We start from the raw sequence: 17,988 nt of genomic DNA on the forward strand, positions 1-17,988 counted from the left end.
TGAAAGTCTATAGACTCAACCAATCCCTATTAACCATTTTGATTTGTGTTAAAATGCTGCAATATCAATTTTGCTTTTGATAAACCTATAATTTCTGTCAGTTCTTTTTCGGTTTTAGTTTGAATATTTTTCACCGATTTAAACGCTTTAAGTAAATCTGTGGCTGTTTGTTTACCAATGCCTTTTATGTTTTCTAATTCGTTCTTAAACGTGCCTTTACTGCGTTGGTTTCTATGAAAGGTAATGCCAAAGCGGTGTACCTCATCACGTATGCGTCTAATCAACTTTAAACTATCGCTATCCCAAGGCAGTTTTACCGATTCACTTTCACCAGGAAAAAATATTTCTTCTTCATTTTTCGCAAGGCCTACCACCGTCATTTCGCCTACTAAATTCAGTTCTCCCAAAGCTTGCATAGCGCTACTTAATTGCCCTTTACCGCCATCTATAATTACCAATTGTGGTAGTGGTAAATTTTCTGTGGTTAATCTTTTATAACGCCTATACACCACTTCTTTCATAGTGGCAAAGTCGTTAATGCCTTGCACTGTTTTTACATTATAGTGCCTATAATCTTTATTGCTAGCTATGCCATCTTTAAAACAAACCATAGCACTTACAGGGTAAGCCCCTTGAAAGTTAGAGTTATCAAAACACTCAATATGCACAGGCGCTTCGGGTAGTTGTAAATACTCTTGTAGCTCGTACAGCACATTTTTCTTTTCCCAATCGCTCTTACCTTCTAAGTGTAGAATTTTCTTCTTTCTTATTTCTTCTTGGTAGTAGTTTACATTCTTTGAGCTAAGGTCTAGCAGCTTCTTTTTGTCACCTGCTTTTGGTATAGTAATAGTGATGTTCGGATCAGCAACTTCTACCTCAAATGGTACAATAATCTCGTTACTAAGGCTATTGAATGTTTCTCTCAAATTGGCAATCGCAAAGCTTAAAACCTCTGCTTCTGTTTCGTCCAATTTAGGCTCAAGTTGTACAGTATGTGTTTGCACAATAGTACCACCTTGCACCATTAAATAGTTTACATAAGCCGTTTTCTCATCCTTTAAAATTGAATAAACATCAAGATTGGTTAAGTGCTTACTTACAATAATACTTTTAGCTTGATAGCTTTCAAGATGCTCTAATTTTTTTCGCATCATTTCAGCTTTTTCAAACTGCATATTAGTTGCGTATTCAAGCATTTGCGCTTTGTATTTACTAATAACAGAGCCTAAATTACCCTTTAGCAAATCACGCATTTGTTGAATACCTTCATTGTAATCTTGTAATGTTTGTAAGCCTTCGCATGGGCCTTTACAATTGCCCAAATGATATTCTAAGCATACTTTAAACTTACCCTTTTGTATATTGCTTTCTGTGAGATTAAGCTTGCAAGTACGTAACGGTATGTACTGTTTAATAAAATTTATAAGCTCTCGAACCTTGCCTGAAGAAGTAAATGGGCCCAAGTATTCTGAGCCATCATTAAACTTCCTTCGTGTTAAAAAAATACGAGGGTAAGGCTCTTTTTTAATAACAATAAAAGGATAGGTTTTGTCGTCTTTTAAGTTGATGTTAAACCTTGGCTGAAACTGCTTGATTAAAGAGTTTTCAAGCAAAAAAGCATCTTGCTCAGTATCTACAATTGTAAATTCTAAGCGATGAATACGCTGAACTAATTCGTGGGTTTTGTAGCTAGTAAAGGTTTTTGAAAAATATGAGCTTGTGCGCTTGCGCAAATCTTTTGCCTTACCTACATACAACAACTCGTTACTAACATCGTAGTACTTATAAATACCCGGCTGATGCGGTATGGTATGTGCTATATTCTGATATTCTTGCTGCGTCATTTCATCAATCTTCTTCAGTAAACAAATAGTATCACTAGTTCTTATCGTTCCAGTTTACATACTGTTGCTCGGTATATTTTGTGCCATCTTTTTTAACTACCGATTTTGTAATGGTAAAACTTTTATTGGCTTTCCAGCTATATAATACAGTTGTAGATGAGTCTTTGTTGTCTAATGCTTGTCTTATAAAAATACGCCTTACATTGTTTGTCTCTTCATCAAACAATACATCAATGCTTTGTACAGGCAAGTCTTTATTAGCGGTGCTATAATTAAGTGTAATACTCTTGGTAGAATTGTCTTTAAACGCTACTTCTTTATAAGATTGCTTTTGTACACTATCGCTAATATCGCAAGCTATAAATTGCTTAGCCAATGAAGCAAAAACAGTTTTGTCTATAGTGCTAGAATCTTTAGTACCGTTGGCTTTGGTAGTAATTTGGTAAATAAGATAAGGTGTCTTTTCTAGCTCTTTAACATCACTGATAAAAAAATTACCAATACTAAAAAAGTGCGTAGTATCGGCATTGCTAGTAGTTTCAGCTTTGGCAGATTTATTTTTACAGCTATAAGCACCGAAAGCACATATAAATAACAGCAACAGAACATTTTGTTTCATGCTGCAAAATTATTCGTTCAGCTACAATTAAAATCCTTTAATAAAGCCAATTTTTACACCATAATCCAATCGATATTCTTTAATTGGGTAGGCATCGTTGTAAGTAGGTAAATGTTGGTAGCGTACTTGAGGACCAATGTATATTTTTCCGCCATTTAGTTTGTAAGTAAAGTTTAGATTAACTGCAGTATTAACGTTCCATTTTCTAAAAAACGACTCACCATTTGCATAGTACTTATAATCAGTAGAAATAAGGTACACATTTTTGTTTAAAGTAAATGTAGGCTGAACAGAAGCCCCTACATTCAAACCAAGTTTCTTTCCTAGTAAAGCTGTCCATTCTACACCAAGCGGCAACGATAATTGATACAATCTATTATCCAATTTTGTTTCGGTATAACTGCTACCAGCACTACCAAATCTTGTATAAAAACTTAAAGAATCTAAACGGTTATTCTGTACAATAGCAATAGTTGCAATACCAAATGTTTGGTAAGCATCAATGTAATACTGCCTAATATTAAACTGTACACCAGCTTTAATAGCAAGCCTATTAGTAAGATTATAACCAATAGCAACACCAGCCTCTAAACCTAAGGCTGGCTTATGTTTTACAGCATTGCCTAATGTGGTAGTACTGCTATTACTTATTGCATTTGGTATGCTTGTAGTAGCGTATTGGTCTCGTACTTTATCGTCTTCTAGGTTTCTATAGCTTTTAGATGGTGTTGCATAAATATCATACGTCCATCTTGTGCTTTTTCTTGTTACTTTCTTTTTAAGTAGCGCAGCAAAATAGTCTTTGTACACATTATCAGTTACACCTTCATTGGCATCATTTTCACCAGTTTTACCATTACTTTTTTCTGAGTCAGTATTGGATGTAGCTGCAACATCATCGGTTGTCGTGGCAGTAGTTAGTGGTAGATTTTCTTCTTTGGTAAATGGCAAGTCATTATTTGCCAGAACATTCTCTTTTACTGCGAGTGGCTTACACACTTTTTCTGTAACTGCAACTTCTGGTTTAGCTTGTACAACTGCGACAGCAGGTACAGTTGCTGCTAAAGCCAAAGCTTGTTGGTGTTTTTCTATTTCTGCGAATGTTTTTGCAGTAATTTTTTGAGAAGAAATACGAGACTCTAAATCATCATCTTTTGCTTTACTGGCAATAATAGCGGCGGCTTCTTTTTGGTGTGCTAGCTGAACACTATCGTTGTAATGTGCTTTGGCTAAAATATTATCTGGCGGGTAATTTAAAATAGTAGCTACACTTAGCCCAATAACAATAAAGAAGGCAACAATAGTAAGCGCTGGCCAAGATTTCTCTTTCTGTACCTGCTTGCTAATATTTGCCCAAACAGCATCTGACGCAAACATATGATGCTTGTCTGTCTCGTCAGTTAAAAACTGTTCAAATGCGTCTCTGTTGTTTTGGTCATTCATACACCTCTGTCATCATTTGTTTCTTATTGTGGTCATCCAGTTTAGTTCAGGTTTTGGATGCTCAATAATTCTTTTCTTCACCAATATCGTTTCAAGCATTGCTTTTGCTCTTGTATATTGACTTCTACTAGTGCTTTCACCTATTTCAAGCATCTCGCCTACCTCTTTGTGGCTGTAGCCTTCTATAGCGTATAAGTTCAATACAGCTCTATATCCTAGCGGCAGCAGTCTTATACATTCAACCACTTGCTTTGCTTGCATTATAGATGGTATCGACTCTTCTTTTACAAACAAGTTATTGGCATAATCAAGGTCTATATGCTCATTAAACTTCTTGTATTTTTTTAAAAAATTAATACACGTATGCACAACTATTCTGCGAATCCAACCCTCAAAAGCACCTTTGTTTTGAAACGTGTGTATTTGTGTAAACACCTTTATAAAAGCCTCTTGAAGCATGTCTTCAGCATCTTCTCTATGCTGTGCAAATCGATAACAAACACTTAGCATCTTAGGGCTGTACATATTGTACAACTCTCTTTGTGCCAACAAATCGTTTTGCAAACAACCTTGTATTATGGTTTGTTCCGTCATCGGGGTAATGTTTTCACCCGTAATATAGACATTTTTATAAACCAAGCGCTGCTTTGCAATTTATTTTTAAAAAAATCAGCATTTTTTTGTCATCAGCATTTGTACTACTATTTATCATCTGTTGCGCACACTTCTACGTTCTTATCGCTACGCAGCTTTGCCCACATTTGCACTAGCAAACAATTCATATAATTTTAGGTTATTTATTCTGCCAGCCTTTCTAAATTTGCAGGCTTATCTATTTCCACACAACAGCACATACACAAACATATATGCAAACAGATTTTTTAGTAATTGGTAGCGGTATTGCAGGGCTTACTTACGCCTTAAAAACCGCCAAAGCGCATCCTGATAAAACCATTGTTGTAATTACCAAAACCCAAGCCGACGAAACCAATACCAAATACGCACAAGGCGGTATTGCAGGTGTGTGGGACGAAGAAAAGGACAGCTACGACAAACACATAGAAGATACCCTAATTGCAGGCGACGGTTTATGTAATCCCAAAACGGTAGAAATAGTAGTAACAGAAGGCCCTGAGCGCATTAAAGAAATTATAGAATACGGTGCAAGATTTGACAAAGATGATAATGGTGACTATGCACTTGGTAAAGAAGGCGGCCACAGCGAAAACCGTATTCTACACCATAAAGACGTTACCGGTAAAGAAATGGAGAGAGCCCTACTGCACGAACTTCAAAATACCGCTAACATACAATTACTTAACCATTGCTTTGTAGTAGACATCATTACACAACACCACCTTGGTTATTTGGTTACAAAATCTACTACTGATATTACTTGTTTTGGTGTGTACGTTCTAAACTTACAAACTAATAAAATTGATACCATCTTGTCTAAAATTACCTTACTAGCTACTGGTGGTAATGGGCAAGTTTATAGAACCACAACTAATCCTCGCATAGCTACAGGTGATGGTGTAGCTATGGTGTATAGAGCAAAAGGTAGAATAGAAAATATGGAATTTATACAGTTTCATCCTACTGCTTTGTACCAACCAGGCGAAAGTCCTTCCTTTTTAATTACAGAAGCTGTACGTGGTGATGGCGGCATACTTAGAAACAAGCAAGGTGAAGCTTTTATGGAGCGTTACGATGCACGTAAAGACCTTGCCCCTCGTGATATTGTTGCTAGAGCTATAGATAATGAAATGAAGAAAAATGGTACAGAACATGTGTACTTAGATTGCAGACATATGGACCTAGAAAAGTTCATTCACCATTTTCCTAACATTTACGAAAAATGCTTAAGCATAGGTATAGATGTAGCTAAAGACATGATACCTGTAGCACCAGCAGCACATTACAGTTGCGGTGGTATTAAAACTGATGAATACGGCAGAACATCTATTCAAAATTTATACGCTTGTGGTGAGTGTGCAAGTACAGGCTTGCATGGCGCCAATCGCTTAGCTAGCAATAGTTTGCTTGAAGCAATGGTTTTTGGCCATAGATGTTATTTAGATACTGTAAATCGTGTAGAAGAAATAGCATTTGAAACCAACATACCAGAGTGGAAAATTAAAGGTACTAGCGAGCCAAAAGAAATGATTTTGATTACACAAAGTCGTAAAGAACTTGAGCAAATAATGAGCGACTATGTAGGTATTGTTCGTACAGATGTGCGCTTGAAACGTGCCATGAAACGCTTAGATTTATTGTATGAAGAAACAGAAGAATTGTATCGTAACACAAAGGTTTCGCCACAATTATGTGAGCTAAGAAACTTAATTACGGTTGGCTATCTAATTGTTAAAGGGGCAGAATTTAGAAAAGAAAGTAGAGGCTTACATTACAATACAGACCACATAGAAAAAAGTAGTTTGCTGCAAAATATTATTCTTTAGTTCATTAATAGTTTATGAGTTTAAGAAGGTTTATAAGTTTATTTTAAGACCAATAATGAGTACATTTAAACAACTTGAAGATATTATTGCTTGGCAGAAAGCAAGGGCTTTTTGCATTGAGTTACAAGCTGATATTAAAAGTATTGAAACAGCTAGAGATTTTGAACTAAAGAATCAATTAAAGGCTGCAAGTGGCTCGGTAATGGATAATATTGCCGAAGGTTTTGGTAGAATGGGAAACTTAGAATTTAAGAATTTCCTAACGATAGCACACGGTTCACTAATGGAATGCCTTTCACAGTTGTACAGAGTTTGTGACTTTCAAATCATTACAATAGAAAGATTCAATTTTTTAAAAGTGATGATTAATGAAATTTCTAGACTTATTCGTTCGTTAATACAAAGCATTCAAGCTTCTGACTTGAGAGGTGTAAAGTTTAAGTAGTGGCCGCTAAACTCATAAACTATTTAAACTATTACATAAACTTACAAACTCCAAACTAAAAACTAATGTACTACATAATTTACGCCATTTTCTATTTACTATCACTACTACCATGGTTTGTTATTTACTTAATAAGCGATGGCTGTTATTTTCTTGTATATTATGTATTTAAATATCGCAGGCAAATAGTAGCTGATAATTTAAAAGTTGCCTTTCCTGATAAAACTGGGGCCGAAAGAACGCAGATTGGCAAAGCTTTTTACAAGAATTTTACAGACAATTTTATCGAGTTAATAAAGCTAGTATCAATCTCAGAAAAAGAAATTAAAAAGCGTTTTGTAACCAACATAGAAGTAGTCAATAATCTTATTAGCGAGCATGAAAGGGTACAGTTAATCACAGGTCACTACTTTAATTGGGAAGTAGCAAATTTAGCAGTTGGCCAAACTTGTAAATATCCATTTGTAGTAGCTTACAAACCTGTGTCAAGTAAAATTTTTAATCGACTAATGTTTGAGATTCGTTCTCGGTTTGGAACAAAACTTATTTCCGCAACCAATTTTTCTCAGGAGTTTCAGCCCTATGCAAAAAGTAAACATGCGCTTATTTTGGTAGCAGATCAAAATGCTGCTAATACATCTAAAGCTTATTGGGTGGATTTTTTTGGCAAAAAAGTACCATTTGTAAAAGGCCCAGAACGTGGGGCCAAAATGGGCAATTTGCCCATTGTTTATACGCATTTTTACAAAGTAAAAAGAGGTTATTACAAAGGTGTATTTGAACTAATTACTACTACGCCAAACAATTATAAAGACGGCGAACTTACAAAAATACTAATCAAAAAAATAGAGGATTCTATTAAACAAGAACCCTCTAATTATTTATGGAGTCACCGTAGGTGGAAGCATGTATTTAATCCAGAACATCACGCACATTTAGCAGTAGATTAATTATTCAATAGTATAACTCATTTCACCACCTTTTTCGTCTTTAATAAGTACACCAAGCGTTGCCAATTCATTGCGTATTCTATCGCTAGTTACAAAGTCTTTCTTAGCTTTTGCATCTTTGCGTAAGGTGATGAGTAATTCCATAATACCTTTTAATTTATCACCACCAACTGCATCTTGTTTTAGGCCAAAAATATCTTCTATAAAAGTCTTCATTTGTTGCTTAAGTAAACTAATGGTTGTTGGCTGCAACGCTTCTATAGCAACATGTTTATCCTTTATACCATTAATAATTGGCACTAGCTCAAACATATTTGCAATCACTTTGGCGGTGCTAAAATCATCATCCAAAAACTCATCAAATTCTGCAACCAGTTTATTCACTTTTGCATCTAGTTCTGCATCAGTCATTTGCCAATCACCTACTTCAAACTTATTCAAATTATCATAAGCTTCCCATAAGCGTTTAAATGCTTTTTCTGATGCTTTTAAGGCTTCATTACCAAAATCTAAAGGGCTTCTATAATGGCTTTGCAAGATGAAAAAACGAATAGTCATTGGATGATAAGCTTGCTCAAGCAACGGATGATTACCTGTAAACAATTCACTCAGCTTAATTACATTGTTATAGCTTTTGCCCATCTTTCTACCATTGATGGTAATCATATTGTTGTGAATCCAATACTTAGCCATGGTTTTATGATTGCAAACGGCACTCTGCGCTATCTCACACTCGTGATGTGGAAATTGTAAATCCATACCACCACCATGTATATCAAATTCATCACCCAAGTACTTATTACTCATAGCGCTGCACTCAATGTGCCAGCCAGGAAAACCATCACCCCAAGGGCTTGGCCAACGCATAATATGTTCTGGTGGCGCATTTTTCCATAAAGCAAAATCAGCTCTATTTCTTTTCTCTTCTTGGTTGTATAGCTCTCTCGTTGTATCTAATTGATCCTCTAAGTTTCTGCCGCTAAGCATACCGTAAGGCATACCTAGTTTAGAGAAATCGGTATTGTATTTCTCTACATCAAAATATACTGAGCCATTTACCACATAAGCGTAACCATCTTTAATGATCTTCTCAATCATTACTATCTGCTCTACAATATGTCCAGTAGCTGTTGGTTCAATACTTGGTGGTATGGTATTAAATTGATCCATAGCCCAATGAAACATATTGGTGTACTTCTGTACCAATTCCATTGGCTCAAGCCTTTCTAGCAATGCTTTCTTACTTATTTTGTCTTCGGCTTCTCTACCTTCTTCTTCAAAATGACCAGCATCTGTAATGTTACGTACATAACGCACTTTATACCCTAGATGTAATAAATAGCGATGTACCACATCGAATGTTACATATGGTCTTGCATGGCCTAAATGGCTTTCGCCACTTACTGTAGGGCCACATACATACATACCTACACGGCCTTCTGTAATGCTTTTAAATACTTCTTTTTGTCTAGTTAATGAGTTATATACTTTTAGAGACATGATGGTCTATTCGTGATTTTGAAAATAATGTGAAAATGAAACGCAACAAGGCAAAACCGCTGCAAAAATAGCGGATGGCTGTATTAACAACAGCAACAGTATATGGTGTAGAAAAATGTCATTATGATGCGAATATAAGAAGATGCTATTTACTTTTTAATTTCAAGTCTGTAACCAACATAATATGGTCACTAAGTCCTTCATCTACCATATCAAATTGCAGTACATCAAATTGCTTATCGGCCAGCACATAATCTATACGTAACGTGGGTGCAATAGAGATAAATGTTCTACCAATACCAAAACCTTTCTTTAAAAAAGCATCTTGCTTATCGCCTTTAATGGTAAAATAAGTATAGCTATTAGGTACATCGTTAAAATCGCCGCAAACTATTGTAGGATAAGGACTTTGCGCTGTTGCATCGTGCACCATACCAGCTTGTACACCTCTTCTTTGAAAAGCAGGTTTCATTTTGTTAAACACATTTTTAGATGCGTTCAAGGCATCGTCTTCTTGCTCTTTTATCTTATCAATATTATCGTAATCGTTTTTCTTAAACTTAAACGATTGTAGATGCGTGGTATAAATTCTTATGGTATCTTTTCCTTTCAGTATATCGGCAAAAATTAAGCTTTCTGCTTTTGGATAATTGATTTTACCAGTATCGATTATTTCAAATTTTGAGAAAATAATACAACCAGAAAAATAGCCACTTGCGCTGCGCTTATAATCTTTAGAAAAATAATAGTACGGGTACAACTCTTTAAACAAGCCAATATTATTACCGGCTTCAGTTTTAGAATGGTTAAATTCTTGCAAACAAAGCACATCAGCGTTTAATCTTTTAATGCTTTCGGCAATGTCGTTTGGCACTAATTTTTTCACTTGCTTGTTACTAGATAATCCATTAAAACTTTGAACGTTCCAATCTACAATTCGCAAAGTGTTTTCTAGTTTTTCAGGATTAAAAGTGGCTTTAAAATGGTACGCAAATACCGCATCAACCTGCTTGTAGCCAAGTGCAAGAACAAGGATTGGCAATAAGGACCATTTGGGTTTTGCGTACAGCCAAAATACAATTGTAAAAATGAGGGATACAATTAAAAAAGGCGCTGCTAAACCTGCAAAGCCCACCCACCAAAACCTTGCAGAACTAATATAAGGCACTAAACACACATGCAAAAAGGCGATACTCAACAAAACGGTGAGTATTTGTATGGAAGTTTTAAAAATAGAACGTCCCAAATTTTTTGCCATACACTAAAGTAAGCAAAAAAAGCTACGGCAATGCAATATCTGTTACTAAAGGAAAATGGTCAGATGCTTTAAGTTTAGGGCAATAATGTTGTACTACTTTCAGTTGTGGCGATAATAAGGTTACATCTATTCGTAGTGTATGAGATAAGCCATCATAAGTTGGCCCCAAACCCAAGCCTTTTTGCAAAAATGCATCTTGTAAACCACTGCTTATATGGTGGTACACATAGCTAGATGGTACAGAATTTAAATCAGCACAGAAAACAAATGGTATTGGCGATTTATTAAGTTGTTGTTTTACTAACTCTGCTTGTTTAACGTGTATAGAATCAAAGTATAAAAGTCGCGACAATTTTCCTTTATTAAAAATTACTGCAGTATCATCCTGAATAAATGAATAGTCTTCTTTGCTATTTTTCACCGATGCTCCTAAATTAATAGACCTAAAATGTGTATTGTAAAAACGAATCTTTTTGTCTTGAATTAATATATCTGCGAAATTTAAATGTTCTGGCTTATGCTTAAAATTGTACGCAACTCTTCCCGTGTTAATAATTGGATATTTTGAAAATATTGCAGTGCCATAGCCATCTAAAGGATGGTCTAACCATATAGTGTCATCAATTGAAATGTAGCAAAATGGATATTTTAAAGTATCAATGATATACTTTCTATTATTATAGTTCCAGCCATCTTCTGGAAAATCTCGATAATCTTGTAAGCAAATAATATCAGCGTTAGTAGATTTAATAAAATCAAGTATTTGCCTTCGAAAGTTTGGTTTTAACGTGTCTGCTCGTCTTTCGTTACTGATAAATTCTTTAACATTCCAAGACAAAATTCTTAAGTTATGCTGGTTTTTTATTTGATTGGGTTGTTTTGTTTTCAAATTAAATGCTACTGTGGAACGAATATTTGTAAATCCCCAAATAACTACGAAAAAAAATAGCCACGATTGCTTTCTGAAAAAATAGATACTTAAAATAGCAGAAACACAACTTAATAGCAATAGGAAAGGAAAGCCGATAGATAGAAGCACACCAAATTTTAAACTTGAATATCGAAGAAAGGGTGTTAAAGAGGCTAATAAATACAAGGCTGTATTTATTAACATTGAGCTTTTAATGACCAATATTAAATATCTTCTTCTTTTCATTTTGCCATTGTAATTATGAAACTCTTGGATTTATGGCACTGCGATATCAGTTACTAAAGGAAAATGGTCTGATGCTTTTAATTTGGGGCAATAATGTTGTATAACTTTCAATTGTGGTGATAATAAGGTTACATCTATTCGTAGTGTGTGTGACAAGCCGTCGTAAGTTGGCCCCCAACCTAAGCCCTTTAGCAAAAATGCATCTTGCAAACCATTACTAATATGATGGTACACATAGCTAGATGGTACAGAATTTAAGTCAGCACAGAAAACAAATGGTATTGGCGATTTATTCAGTTCTTTTTTTACTAACTGGGCTTGCTTTACGTGAAAAGAATCGAAAATAGTAATACGTTCAAGTTTGCTTTTATTAAGTAAAATAGCTGTATCGTCTTGTATGTAAGTATAATCTAAACCCGCATTTTTTCGCTCAGCGGTTAACTGCATAGAACTTAAATGCGTGTTGTAAAAGCGAATTTTTTTATTGTTTACAAGAATATCTGAAAACCCTAAATGCTCGGGAAAATCTTTTGAATCATAGGTTATTCTACCTGTATCTACTATCGGAAATTTTGAAAAAATAATGCAACCATATATATCTTCTTTCGATGGCATATGTTCAGATTCTCTATCAACAGAACAGTAATAATATGAATATCCTAGCGAGTCTTTTATGTGTAAAATGTTAGAGCGGTAATTTTTATCGTTTGGATAGTTACGAAAATCTTGCAAACAAATAATATCTGCATTTGTCATCTTTATAAAAGCAAGCGTTTTTTGTCGTGCACTATTTGCGGTATCTCTTTTTCTTTCAGATGGATAAAATTCATTAACATTCCAAGATAATAATCGTATGGTGCCGTAAGGTTTTTGCTGTGAAAATACTTTTGTAAATAGATGTGAACCTGTAGTAGCAACTATATTTTTAGCCCCAACTAATAAAAGCATAACAAAAACCCAAGCATATTTCTTAAAACAAAAAAAAGCAAGGAAACTTGCTAATAACATTACCAATAAAATAAAAGGAAACCCTAGTGCAAGAAAGGTAAAAATGCTACAATAAATTGGGTTAATATAAGACGTTAAACTTGCTGCAATATAAATTGCAGTAGTTGTAAGGATAAAGGTTTTAGTTGCATTTTTAAAAATTGCAGAGATTGCTTTTGCCATCAATTTATAATTCTTCTTTACTGGCTCGCTTTAGAAAATCCTTTTCTTCGTTAGTTAATAGATGATAACCTTCTGTATTGATTTTATCCAATATCTCATCTAGCTTTTGCTGTGTAAGATTTGGGGTTTTTACAAATGGTTTAGCATTTGTTTTGTAAAACAAACGGTCTTTCTCTTTTTTTACAACGTGCTTTTTTTCTGGGTTAAATAAATCATCCAACCATTGCCACAAACTAACCATCCAAGCACCCCAATCGTTGCCTTTACGCAATTGCTTTACATACAAAAAACCCATACCGCCTGCTGCAAGATGCGCCATACCAATACCTGCTTTACCATTACCGATTGAAGCAAAATCAATAGCAACAAAAACAATGGTAAGTACCCAAAGCGGTATACCACCATTTATAAGCGGAAAAATACGATAATCTGGCGACAAAGTGGTAGTTGCAACTGCTACTGCCATTAAACAAGCACTTGCGCCCATCATATCTGGTACAGTATCTACATCTTTTGCCAATACGGGAAAGATATTATTAGTAAACACAAAGAAGAAAGCACCAACCACACCACCATAAATATAAATCGGTATTAGCTTTTGATTACCCGTTAAATCTTGTAAAATATAACCAAAACTCCAAAGCCACAATAAGCTACCAATCAAACTGAACACACCAAAATGTGTGAAAAAGCTGGATAAAATAACCCAAGGCCTTGAAGATAATTTTTCTAGAGAAGCTGGTAATGTGTACCAATTGAGTATTTGGCGTTGAAATAATTCATCAGGAATATCTGATAAACTATAAACAATTTTTAGGAAGTTTAGAATAATAAATACACTAGCATTAATAATAATTAGCCATGTAAGCGCATTGCTATCTTGCCCTAAAAGCGGTATGCGTCTTTGTTTATAATCACTCACTTGCTAAGATATTTTTGATGATAAGTTATTATACTATTAATAAAACGTTCTTCGGTTGTTTTTGTTCCAAAAATAAACCAGTAAAAAACCTACTAACGCACCACCTAAGTGTGCCACATGCGCAACGTTGTCACCAGCAGAATTACTAATAGCTTGCGTAAATTCAAAACCAGCATACAGCAACACAAACCATTTTGCTTTAATAGGGATTAAAAGATACACATACAAGTAGGTATTAGGGAATAAATAAGCATAAGCTGCTAAGCAGCCGAAAACAGCACCCGATGCACCAATTGTAGCTTCATTAAGTCGAACTTCTAATACTTGAGAGGCGATATCGTAGTTATATGGAATTTCTTGAGGTACTGGCAAATATTTGATAATAAAGTTTTGAATACCGCTAGCATCGTTTACCGAAATCGATTTGAACGCATTAATCATCATTTCATTCTCAAAATATAATACTCCTAAATGACAAAATGCTGCGCCTAAACCACACACTAAATAAAATCCTAAAAACCGTTTAGAACCCCAGGTGTTTTCAAGTGTAGAGCCAAACATCCATAATGCAAACATGTTTCCTAACAAGTGACCTGGATTTTCTCTCGCATGCATAAACATATGCGTTATCAGCTGCCAAGGCTTAAATAATTGGCTTTGCCAAGTATGCAATGCAAACCAATCATCAAGGGCAAATTCTTTACCTAGCGTTAGTTGTGCCAAGTAAACAAGCGCATTAATAATCAATAGATTTTTAATAACAACTGGTAATACTTCGAATCTGCTTGGTCTAAACTGCATTGCTTGAATTTAATCTAATAATTGATCTTATTATACTTCTTCGTTAACTATTGGCTTCAATTTTAACTGCACCACATTTTCTATATGATGCGTATGTGGAAACATATCTACCGGCTGAATTTTAGTCACCTCATATTTTGCGTCTAATAATGCTAAGTCACGTGCCTGTGTGGCAGGATTACAACTTACATACACAATAGTTGGTGCGGCTATTTCCAGCAATTTGTTTACCAATTTTTCATGCATACCTGCCCTTGGTGGATCAGTAATGATAACATCTGGTCTACCATGGGTTGCAAAAAAAGCATCATCACAAATAGCTGTTACATCACCTGCTGTAAAAAAAGAGTGGCTAATATTGTTTAACGCTGCATTTTCATGCGCATCTTTTATAGCATCTTCAATTAACTCTACACCTATTATTTTTTTTGCCTGTTGGCTACAAAAAATACCAATACTTCCTGTACCACAGTATAAGTCGTATAAGGTTTGTGTACCATCTAGTTCAGCAAAATCTCTTGTAATTTGATACAGCTTTTCTGCTTGCTTGGTATTGGTTTGAAAGAAAGATTTTGGGCTAATTTTAAACTGAAAATCTTCTAGCTTTTCTATAATATAACCTTTGCCATGCAATGTTTCAGGCTCTAAATCGTAAATACTATCGTTGAACTTACGGTTGATGGTTACCAGCAAAGTGGTTATTTGAGGAAACAAACCAAGCAAATGCTCTTTCAACTGCGTTTGCATTTTTTTATCCTCAAAACCCAATACTATGTTTAGCATTATTTCGCCAGTGGTTGCAATACGTATTACCATATTGCGCAACCAGCCTTCATGTGCTTTTACATTGTGAAACGAGTAGCCATTTTTTTTTGCAAATGAAACAATGGCTTTGCGTATTAAGTTGGTTTGTTCTTCTTGCAAATGGCAAGTGTCAATTTCTACCACTTTATCAAACTGCCCTTTAGCATGAAAGCCAGCCGCACCACTCATATTATTAATCTCGTCTTCTGCTTTACCAGCAGCACGTAATTGCTGAAACTCTTCTTTAGGTATAAAGCGCCTTGTAGCAAATGTGTATTCTATCTTATTGCGATATTCTCTAGTAGCATCTGCACCTACTATTGGTAGCATTTCTGGCAATGCCACTTTACCAATACGACTTAAATTATCTGCTACTTGCTGTTGCTTAAATACCAGTTGTTGCTCGTAAGGCAGCATTTGCCACTGGCAACCACCACACACACCAAAGTGCGAACAAAATGGTGTAACACGCTGCGCTGAATATTTTTTAAACTGTAAAGGATAAGCTTCTGCCCAATCTTTCTTGTTTTTGCCCAATTGAATATCTACAATATCGCCAGGTACGGTGTGTTCTATAAAAATTACTTTACCATCTACACGTGCAATGCTTTTGCCTTCGGCAGCATAGCTTTCTACCAAAACATCTTCTAAAATAACTGGCTTTTTAAATTTTCTCACTTTATCTTTTTATTGATAGCAACATTGATGATTTTTGCTCGCAGAAACCGCAGATGTCGCAGAAATTTTACGGTTTAGTAGTAAATAATCTGTGAAAATCTATTCAATCCGTGTCATCGGCGTTCCTATCCTAATTAATTACTGTATTTCCAAAATAGCTGTGCAATACTTTTGGTAAATGAATACCATCTGCTGCTTGATTATTTTCCAATAAACAAGCTACAATACGTGGCAATGCCAAAGAACTACCGTTTAATGTGTGGGCTAGTTGCATTTTACCAGTTTCATCTTTGTAACGGCATTTCATACGGTTGCTTTGAAAGCTCTCGAAATTACTTACTGAACTTACTTCTAGCCAGCGTTGTTGTGCAGCACTGTACACTTCAAAGTCGTAAGTAATGGCACTAGCAAAGCCCATATCGCCACCGCAAAGGCGCAGAATCCTATAAGGTAATTCTAGTGATTGCAACAAAGCTTCTACATGTTTTACCATATCGTCTAGCACTTCAAAACTTTTGCTTGGCTGTACTATTTGAATAATTTCTACTTTCTCAAATTGGTGTACACGGTTTAGGCCACGAACATCTTTACCATAGCTACCAGCTTCACGCCTAAAACAAGGACTGTAAGCGGTCATTTTCACAGGCAATTCTTTTTCTTTTAAAATGGTATCTCGGTACACATTGGTTACAGGCACTTCGGCTGTAGGTATTAGGTAAAGGTTATCTTCTGTGGCATGATACATTTGCCCTTCTTTATCTGGCAGCTGACCTGTAGCATAGGCACTTGCTTCATTTACCATAAACGGCGGTAAATATTCGGTATAGCCAGCCGCAGTATTATAATCTAAAAAATATTGTATTAAACTACGCTGAAGTTTAGCGCCTTTGCCAATATAAACAGGAAAACCGCTACCAGTAATTTTATTACCTAGCTCAAAATTGATGAGCTTGTATTTGTCTAGCAAATCCCAATGTGGCACAGAATCTTCGGGCAAGTTTGGCTTTACGCCACCTTCACGTACTACCACATTTTCTTCAGGTGTTTTACCAATTGGCACTTCTTGTGCTGGCAGATTAGGTAGAGCAAGTAGCATATCATCTCGCTTCTTTTTAAGCTCAGATATATTATCTTCAATTTTTTTTGTTAAGTCTTTTCTTTTTTTAGAATCCTCAATTATATCGTTGATTCTTGCTTGCCATTTTTCTAAAACATCATGATTTTTTACTAGCTTCTTTAAATCATCAATTTTATCAGTTATCGATGTATGATTCTTCGAAATAGCATTTTTTATTGAGTTTATTTCACCTAATACACTAGTACTTTCGCTTAGCAAATCATCTAGTTTAATAATTTCATCAACCAATTCTGGCTGCTTGAAATTTTTCACTGCTAAACGCTCTTTAACCCATTCTGGATTGTTGCGTAGCACACTTACTTGTAACATGGTTCTGTCAATTTTGCTGCAAATATAGTTTTGTAGTAGCGATTGCTTTAATTGAAATGCTAGCAATTGTTAGCTCGCTGTTTTTTTAATCATGTAATTTCATTTCAATCACAATAATCAGCGGTTTACATTTGCCACATGTTAGCATCAGATGATTTACAACAACGTTGGTGGGCTTTAGAAGCCAAATTGCTAGAACGCTTTGGCAAAAAGCCCGATATGGAAGCCATTTTATTTTTAATAGGCTTACAAGAAACAGGTTTTGAAGCAGAAAGCATTAGTAAAGAGCAAAAACAAGACTTGATGCATGTAGCAGTTTGCACCTTGTTGCAACCTAGTGGCTATTTTATGCTTGAAGGGAAAGACCCAGATAATTGGCCGCACTTTAAACAATTAAAAGAAATGCCAGGTTATGGTTTAATTGAGCAAGAGAATATTTTAAAAGACCACGTTTTATTATATTTTAGCCAATTGGGATTTTAAAGAGCT

General features: G+C 35.2%; 16 protein-coding genes. 4 read left to right on the plus strand and 12 right to left on the minus strand.

Annotated elements, in window-relative coordinates:
• Positions 1–29 precede the first annotated feature (29 nt).
• From uvrC to ACT9TX_RS11760, 4 genes are read right to left on the minus strand one after another with little or no spacing between them, the layout of a single operon-like run.
• A complete protein-coding gene (uvrC, locus tag ACT9TX_RS11745; protein WP_481338486.1) occupies positions 30–1,844 on the minus strand; it encodes an excinuclease ABC subunit UvrC in 1,815 nt (604 codons plus the stop codon).
• A gap of 34 nt (positions 1,845–1,878) precedes the next feature.
• Positions 1,879–2,463, minus strand: a complete 585-nt coding sequence (locus tag ACT9TX_RS11750; RefSeq protein ID WP_481338487.1) for a hypothetical protein — start codon at positions 2,461–2,463, stop codon at positions 1,879–1,881.
• A gap of 27 nt (positions 2,464–2,490) precedes the next feature.
• Positions 2,491–3,906 (minus strand): outer membrane beta-barrel protein, encoded by a 1,416-nt coding sequence (locus ACT9TX_RS11755; RefSeq protein ID WP_481338488.1) that lies wholly within the window; start codon positions 3,904–3,906, stop codon positions 2,491–2,493.
• A 12-nt stretch (positions 3,907–3,918) separates the two neighbouring features.
• Positions 3,919–4,500 (minus strand): RNA polymerase sigma factor, encoded by a 582-nt coding sequence (locus ACT9TX_RS11760; protein ID WP_481338489.1) that lies wholly within the window; start codon positions 4,498–4,500, stop codon positions 3,919–3,921.
• 272 nt (positions 4,501–4,772) lie between these two features.
• Between ACT9TX_RS11760 and nadB the strand changes: the two genes are divergently transcribed.
• From nadB to ACT9TX_RS11775, 3 genes are all read left to right on the plus strand, one after another.
• A complete protein-coding gene (gene nadB, locus ACT9TX_RS11765; protein ID WP_481338490.1) occupies positions 4,773–6,368 on the plus strand; it encodes an L-aspartate oxidase in 1,596 nt (531 codons plus the stop codon).
• A gap of 55 nt (positions 6,369–6,423) precedes the next feature.
• Entirely contained in the window at positions 6,424–6,813 is a 390-nt protein-coding gene (locus tag ACT9TX_RS11770; protein ID WP_481338491.1) for a four helix bundle protein, read from the plus strand.
• A 65-nt stretch (positions 6,814–6,878) separates the two neighbouring features.
• Positions 6,879–7,763: a lysophospholipid acyltransferase family protein gene (locus tag ACT9TX_RS11775; RefSeq protein ID WP_481338492.1), complete on the plus strand. Its 885-nt coding sequence runs from the start codon at positions 6,879–6,881 to the stop codon at positions 7,761–7,763.
• Here ACT9TX_RS11775 and cysS read toward each other — a convergent pair whose 3' ends face one another.
• From cysS to serS, 8 genes are all read right to left on the minus strand, one after another.
• Positions 7,764–9,263, minus strand: coding sequence for a cysteine--tRNA ligase (gene cysS / locus ACT9TX_RS11780; RefSeq protein WP_481338493.1), 1,500 nt, complete (start codon positions 9,261–9,263; stop codon positions 7,764–7,766).
• Positions 9,264–9,408: 145 nt separating this feature from the next.
• Positions 9,409–10,521, minus strand: a complete 1,113-nt coding sequence (locus ACT9TX_RS11785; protein WP_481338494.1) for an endonuclease/exonuclease/phosphatase family protein — start codon at positions 10,519–10,521, stop codon at positions 9,409–9,411.
• A 22-nt stretch (positions 10,522–10,543) separates the two neighbouring features.
• A complete protein-coding gene (locus ACT9TX_RS11790) occupies positions 10,544–11,359 on the minus strand; it encodes an endonuclease/exonuclease/phosphatase family protein (RefSeq protein ID WP_481338495.1) in 816 nt (271 codons plus the stop codon).
• A gap of 348 nt (positions 11,360–11,707) precedes the next feature.
• Positions 11,708–12,847 (minus strand): endonuclease/exonuclease/phosphatase family protein, encoded by a 1,140-nt coding sequence (locus ACT9TX_RS11795; protein ID WP_481338496.1) that lies wholly within the window; start codon positions 12,845–12,847, stop codon positions 11,708–11,710.
• Between the two features lie 4 nt (positions 12,848–12,851).
• Positions 12,852–13,769: a rhomboid family intramembrane serine protease gene (locus tag ACT9TX_RS11800; RefSeq protein WP_481338497.1), complete on the minus strand. Its 918-nt coding sequence runs from the start codon at positions 13,767–13,769 to the stop codon at positions 12,852–12,854.
• A gap of 36 nt (positions 13,770–13,805) precedes the next feature.
• Positions 13,806–14,570 carry a rhomboid family intramembrane serine protease gene (locus ACT9TX_RS11805; protein ID WP_481338498.1) on the minus strand — a complete coding sequence of 255 codons (765 nt, stop codon included), beginning with the start codon at positions 14,568–14,570 and terminating at the stop codon, positions 13,806–13,808.
• A gap of 30 nt (positions 14,571–14,600) precedes the next feature.
• Complete coding sequence (gene rlmD / locus ACT9TX_RS11810) at positions 14,601–16,052, minus strand: 23S rRNA (uracil(1939)-C(5))-methyltransferase RlmD (protein WP_481338499.1); 1,452 nt, start codon at positions 16,050–16,052, stop codon at positions 14,601–14,603.
• A 130-nt stretch (positions 16,053–16,182) separates the two neighbouring features.
• Positions 16,183–17,499 (minus strand): serine--tRNA ligase, encoded by a 1,317-nt coding sequence (gene serS, locus ACT9TX_RS11815; RefSeq protein WP_481338527.1) that lies wholly within the window; start codon positions 17,497–17,499, stop codon positions 16,183–16,185.
• Positions 17,500–17,637: 138 nt separating this feature from the next.
• On the opposite strand from serS, the gene ACT9TX_RS11820 reads away from it, so the two are divergent.
• On the plus strand, positions 17,638–17,982 hold the full coding sequence (locus ACT9TX_RS11820; RefSeq protein ID WP_481338500.1) for a hypothetical protein: 345 nt from the start codon (positions 17,638–17,640) through the stop codon (positions 17,980–17,982).
• Positions 17,983–17,988 lie beyond the last annotated feature (6 nt).

The sequence above is a fragment of the Parasediminibacterium sp. HNIBRBA5674 genome (genome assembly GCF_056745525.1).

What these genes read in the sequence shown, in the direction of transcription:
- uvrC (WP_481338486.1), bottom strand. Translation starts at nt 1,844, where the DNA reads ATGACGCAGCAAGAATATCAGAATATAGCACATACCATACCGCATCAG.
- ACT9TX_RS11750 (WP_481338487.1), bottom strand. Translation starts at nt 2,463, where the DNA reads ATGAAACAAAATGTTCTGTTGCTGTTATTTATATGTGCTTTCGGTGCT.
- ACT9TX_RS11755 (WP_481338488.1), bottom strand. Translation starts at nt 3,906, where the DNA reads ATGAATGACCAAAACAACAGAGACGCATTTGAACAGTTTTTAACTGAC.
- ACT9TX_RS11760 (WP_481338489.1), bottom strand. Translation starts at nt 4,500, where the DNA reads ATGACGGAACAAACCATAATACAAGGTTGTTTGCAAAACGATTTGTTG.
- nadB (WP_481338490.1), top strand. Translation starts at nt 4,773, where the DNA reads ATGCAAACAGATTTTTTAGTAATTGGTAGCGGTATTGCAGGGCTTACT.
- ACT9TX_RS11770 (WP_481338491.1), top strand. Translation starts at nt 6,424, where the DNA reads ATGAGTACATTTAAACAACTTGAAGATATTATTGCTTGGCAGAAAGCA.
- ACT9TX_RS11775 (WP_481338492.1), top strand. Translation starts at nt 6,879, where the DNA reads ATGTACTACATAATTTACGCCATTTTCTATTTACTATCACTACTACCA.
- cysS (WP_481338493.1), bottom strand. Translation starts at nt 9,263, where the DNA reads ATGTCTCTAAAAGTATATAACTCATTAACTAGACAAAAAGAAGTATTT.
- ACT9TX_RS11785 (WP_481338494.1), bottom strand. Translation starts at nt 10,521, where the DNA reads ATGGCAAAAAATTTGGGACGTTCTATTTTTAAAACTTCCATACAAATA.
- ACT9TX_RS11795 (WP_481338496.1), bottom strand. Translation starts at nt 12,847, where the DNA reads ATGGCAAAAGCAATCTCTGCAATTTTTAAAAATGCAACTAAAACCTTT.
- ACT9TX_RS11805 (WP_481338498.1), bottom strand. Translation starts at nt 14,570, where the DNA reads ATGCAGTTTAGACCAAGCAGATTCGAAGTATTACCAGTTGTTATTAAA.
- serS (WP_481338527.1), bottom strand. Translation starts at nt 17,499, where the DNA reads ATGTTACAAGTAAGTGTGCTACGCAACAATCCAGAATGGGTTAAAGAG.
- ACT9TX_RS11820 (WP_481338500.1), top strand. Translation starts at nt 17,638, where the DNA reads ATGTTAGCATCAGATGATTTACAACAACGTTGGTGGGCTTTAGAAGCC.